At 74.4% G+C, this 4,400-nt stretch carries 5 protein-coding genes; all 5 read left to right on the top strand.

Annotated features, from left to right (window positions below; all coding sequences use genetic code 11):
• The first annotated feature begins 198 nt into the window (after positions 1–198).
• The 5 genes from ACFW1I_RS38045 to trpA all read left to right on the top strand — a co-directional run bounded on the left by ACFW1I_RS38045 (position 199) and on the right by trpA (position 4,266).
• Complete coding sequence (locus ACFW1I_RS38045; RefSeq protein ID WP_384678651.1) at positions 199–675, top strand: DUF2752 domain-containing protein; 477 nt, start codon at positions 199–201, stop codon at positions 673–675.
• A 131-nt stretch (positions 676–806) separates the two neighbouring features.
• Positions 807–1,616, top strand: coding sequence for an indole-3-glycerol phosphate synthase TrpC (gene trpC / locus ACFW1I_RS38040; RefSeq protein WP_384678648.1), 810 nt, complete (start codon positions 807–809; stop codon positions 1,614–1,616).
• Positions 1,617–1,626: 10 nt separating this feature from the next.
• Positions 1,627–1,869 carry a tryptophan biosynthesis modulator TrpM gene (gene trpM / locus ACFW1I_RS38035; RefSeq protein ID WP_384678645.1) on the top strand — a complete coding sequence of 81 codons (243 nt, stop codon included), beginning with the start codon at positions 1,627–1,629 and terminating at the stop codon, positions 1,867–1,869.
• 340 nt (positions 1,870–2,209) lie between these two features.
• A complete protein-coding gene (gene trpB, locus ACFW1I_RS38030) occupies positions 2,210–3,448 on the top strand; it encodes a tryptophan synthase subunit beta (RefSeq protein WP_384678642.1) in 1,239 nt (412 codons plus the stop codon).
• A complete protein-coding gene (gene trpA, locus ACFW1I_RS38025; RefSeq protein WP_384678640.1) occupies positions 3,445–4,266 on the top strand; it encodes a tryptophan synthase subunit alpha in 822 nt (273 codons plus the stop codon). The genes trpB and trpA overlap by 4 nt, the downstream gene beginning before the upstream one ends.
• Positions 4,267–4,400 lie beyond the last annotated feature (134 nt).

Genomic DNA, 4,400 nt, shown 5'->3' with positions numbered 1-4,400 from the left:
ACCGAGCGCGAGGTCGCGTCCGCCCCACACACCACCATCACCAGTCGCCACACACGCCCGGCTGGCCGGCGGCGCCGCGAGCCCCGCCCCCCCCGGCCCCGCCCCCCCGGGCCCGCGGCCCCCCCGCTCGGGGGCCTGGGGGCCCGGCGGGCCCGCCCCCGTCGTGCGTCCCGGCGCCTCCCGGGCGACAATCACCGCGTGACCGCCGAGCCAGCCCCCCAGACGACCCCGCCCGCCCCGCCGACGCCGCTCACCGAGGCCGAGGAGTTCCGGCGCCGCCCGCTCGGACGGCGGCTGCTCGCCCCGCTCGCCACCCTCGCCGGCACCGCCGCCGCCTTCACGTACGTCGGCCTCGTCGACCCCAACGAACCGGGCCACTATCCGGTCTGCCCGCTGCTCCGCTTCACCGGCCTGTACTGCCCCGGCTGCGGCGGCCTGCGCAGCGCCCACGCCGTCGCCCACGGCGACCTCACCGCCGCCCTCGGGGCCAACGCGCTCGCCGTCGCCGGCTACGCGGTCTGCGCGGTCCTCATGGTGGTGTGGCTGATTCGCGCCGTCCGCGGCACGCCGACCCGGTTCACCGTGCGACCCGCCTGGTGGTGGGCGCTCGGCGCGCTGACCACCGTGTTCGCGGTGATCCGGAACCTTCCCCTCGGCTCCGCGCTGGCCCCCTGAAGTCCCAGGGATTGGGACGCCGCGCCGCTCGATGCGGATCAGACGGCCTCCTGCGGATACCATCGGACATGGCTGAACCCTGTTCATCAGGTTCCGTGGAACCGTCACCGTCCCGGAAGGGGGCCTCTCGCGTGAGTGTGCTCGACGAGATCATCGAAGGCGTGCGCGCCGACCTCGCAGAGCGGCAGGCGCGGGTCTCCCTCGACGAGCTCAAGGAGCGGGCCGCCAAGGCCCCGCAGGCCAAGGACGGGGTCGCCGCGCTGCGCGGCGACGGCGTCAAGGTGATCTGCGAGGTCAAGCGCTCCAGCCCGTCCAAGGGAGCACTCGCGGCCATCGCCGACCCGGCGGGCCTCGCCGCCGACTACGAGGCGGGCGGCGCCGCCGTCATCTCCGTCCTCACCGAGCAGCGCCGCTTCGGCGGCTCGCTCGCCGACCTGGAGGCCGTGCGCGCCCGGGTCGACATCCCGGTCCTGCGCAAGGACTTCATCGTCACCGCCTACCAGCTCTGGGAGGCCCGGGCGTACGGAGCGGATCTCGCGCTCCTCATCGTCGCGGCCCTGGAGCAGGAGGCCCTCGTCTCCCTCATCGAGCGCGCCGAGTCCATCGGGCTCACCCCGCTGGTCGAGGTCCACGACGAGGAGGAGGTCGAGCGCGCGGTCGAGGCCGGCGCCCGGATCATCGGCGTCAACGCCCGCAACCTCAAGACCCTCCAGGTCGACCGCTCCACCTTCGAGCGCGTCGCCCCGGAGATCCCGGCGCACATCGTCAAGGTCGCCGAGTCCGGCGTCCGCGGCCCGCACGACCTCATCGCGTACGCCAACGCCGGCGCCGACGCGGTCCTGGTCGGCGAGTCCCTCGTCACCGGCCGCGACCCGAAGACCGCCGTCGCCGACCTCGTCGCCGCCGGCGCGCACCCGGCCCTGCGGCACGGCCGGAGCTGACGGCCGCGCCATGACCCCTCGCCGCGTCGCCGTGCCGACCGCCCCGGGCTCCGCAGCCCGCGGGCCGGTCGGGCTGCGCGCGGTGTCCGTGGCCGCCCACGCCCGGCTCGCCCGCGGCTGCCGGCCGCGGGGCTGCCGGGCGCCGGCCCGCCGGGTCCACGGCCGCCGGGTCCGCCACTGCATCGGCTCCGAACCGGGCACGGTCCCCGGCATGCGATGGCGCACGCCCTCCGACGCGCGCGGCGACCTGTAGTCCCTCGTGGGCTGCGCCCGCCGTCCCTGTGGGCATACGTCCCGCAAGGGCGGGACGGGTGGGCACAGGGACGGCGCCCCTGCCCGGGCCTTGGGTTTCCGCGCCTGAGCCCGCACCGGCTGTACGGCTCCGTACGGGTGCGGGTCCAGGCCCATGAGCGGAGGCACCCGCAACGGTGCCGTTCCGTTGTGCCCACCCGTTCCGCCTGGGGGTACCCCCTCTGGGGGAGGAACGATTGCCCACAACGGCAGCGGCGGCGTCAGCCGCAACCGCACGCGCGCGTACGAAGCGAGTCCGTCCAGACACACGACCGCATCGCCCCGCGAGGAGCAGCATCCGCATGACCAGCGAGTTCTTCATCCCGGACCCGGAGGGTCAGGTCCCGTCGCCCGAGGGTTACTTCGGCGCCTTCGGCGGCAAGTTCATCCCCGAGGCCCTCGTCGCCGCCGTCGACGAGGTCGCCGTCGAGTACGAGAAGGCCAAGAACGACCCCGAGTTCGCCCGCGAGCTCGGCGACCTCATGGCCAACTACACCGGCCGCCCCAGCGCCCTCACCGAGGTGCCCCGGTTCGCCGAGCACGCCGGCGGCGCCCGGATCTTCCTCAAGCGCGAGGACCTGAACCACACCGGCTCGCACAAGATCAACAACGTGCTCGGCCAGGCCCTGCTCACCAAGCGCATGGGCAAGACCCGGGTCATCGCCGAGACCGGCGCCGGCCAGCACGGCGTCGCCACCGCCACCGCCTGCGCCCTCTTCGGCCTCGACTGCACCATCTACATGGGCGAGGTCGACACCCAGCGCCAGGCCCTCAACGTGGCCCGGATGCGGATGCTCGGCGCCGAGGTCATCGCCGTGAAGTCCGGCAGCCGCACCCTCAAGGACGCCATCAACGAGGCGTTCCGCGACTGGGTCGCCAACGTCGACCGCACCCACTACCTCTTCGGCACGGTCGCCGGACCGCACCCCTTCCCCGCGATGGTCCGCGACTTCCACCGGGTCATCGGCGTCGAGGCCCGCCGCCAGCTCCTGGAGCGCGCCGGCCGCCTCCCCGACGCGGCCATCGCCTGCGTCGGCGGCGGCTCCAACGCCATCGGCCTCTTCCACGCCTTCCTGCCCGACGCGGGCGTCCGGCTCATCGGCTGCGAGCCGGCCGGCCACGGCGTCGAGACCGGCGAGCACGCGGCCACCCTCACCGCCGGCGAGCCCGGCATCCTGCACGGCTCCCGCAGCTACGTCCTCCAGGACGACGAGGGCCAGATCACCGAGCCGTACTCGATCTCGGCCGGCCTCGACTACCCCGGCATCGGCCCCGAGCACGCCTACCTCAAGGACAGCGGCCGCGGCGAGTACCGGGCCGTCACCGACGACGCCGCCATGCAGGCGCTGCGGCTGCTCTCCCGCACCGAGGGCATCATCCCGGCCATCGAGTCGGCCCACGCCCTCGCCGGGGCCCTGGAGGTCGGCAAGGAGCTCGGCAAGGACGCGCTCCTCGTCGTCAACCTCTCCGGCCGCGGCGACAAGGACATGGACACGGCCGCCCGCTACTTCGGCCTGTACGACGAGGAGGGCTCGAAGTGACGACCGGAAACATCCAGCTGCTCGCCGACACCCTGGAGCGCGCCAAGGCCGAGGACCGGTCCGCGCTCATCGCCTACCTCCCGGCCGGCTTCCCGACCGTCGACGGCGGCATCAAGGCCATCAAGGCGGTCTTCGACGGCGGCGCCGACATCGTCGAGGTCGGCCTCCCGCACAGCGACCCGGTCCTGGACGGCCCCGTCATCCAGACCGCCGACGACATCGCCCTGCGCGGCGGCGTCCGGATCGCCGACGTCATGCGGACCGTCAAGGAGGCCCACGAGGCCACCGGCAAGCCGGTCCTCGTGATGACCTACTGGAACCCGATCGACCGGTACGGCGTCGAGCGCTTCACCGAGGAGCTCGCGGCGGCCGGCGGCGCCGGCTGCATCCTGCCCGACCTGCCGGTCCAGGAGTCCGCCCTGTGGCGGGAGCACGCGGAGCGGCACGGCCTCGCCACCGTCTTCGTCGTCGCCCCCAGCAGCAAGGACGAGCGGCTCGCCACCATCACCGCGGCCGGTTCCGGCTTCGTCTACGCCGCCTCCCTCATGGGCGTCACCGGCACCCGCGCCTCGGTCGGCGAGCAGGCCGCCGACCTGGTCCGCCGCACCCGCGTGACCTCGAAGATCCCGGTCTGCGTCGGCCTCGGCGTCTCCAACGCCGCCCAGGCCCGCGAGGTCGCCGCCTTCGCCGACGGCGTCATCGTCGGCTCGGCCTTCGTCCAGCGGATCCTCGACGCCGACGGCGACGAGGCCGCCGGACTCGCCGCCGTAAAGGAACTGGCGGCCGAACTCGCCGAGGGCGTGCGCCGCACCCCGTAGCGGATGTAGTCCATTCGGGTGGATATCGGACCGGGGGGGCGCGGGCCCCCCCCCCCCCGGGGGAGGGGGGGGCGGGTGCCGGAAAAACCCCGAGCGGATTAAAAAAATCCCCCGGGGGCGCCCCCCCCACCCCC

Source organism: Streptomyces sp. NPDC058955 (assembly GCF_042741435.1).
Lineage (GTDB): Bacteria > Actinomycetota > Actinomycetes > Streptomycetales > Streptomycetaceae > Streptomyces.
This window is presented reverse-complemented; position numbering and strand designations above follow the sequence as displayed.

Coding starts and splice junctions, on each gene's coding strand:
- trpM (WP_384678645.1), top strand. CDS start 1,627: ATGACCCCTCGCCGCGTCGCCGTGCCGACCGCCCCGGGCTCCGCAGCC.
- trpB (WP_384678642.1), top strand. CDS start 2,210: ATGACCAGCGAGTTCTTCATCCCGGACCCGGAGGGTCAGGTCCCGTCG.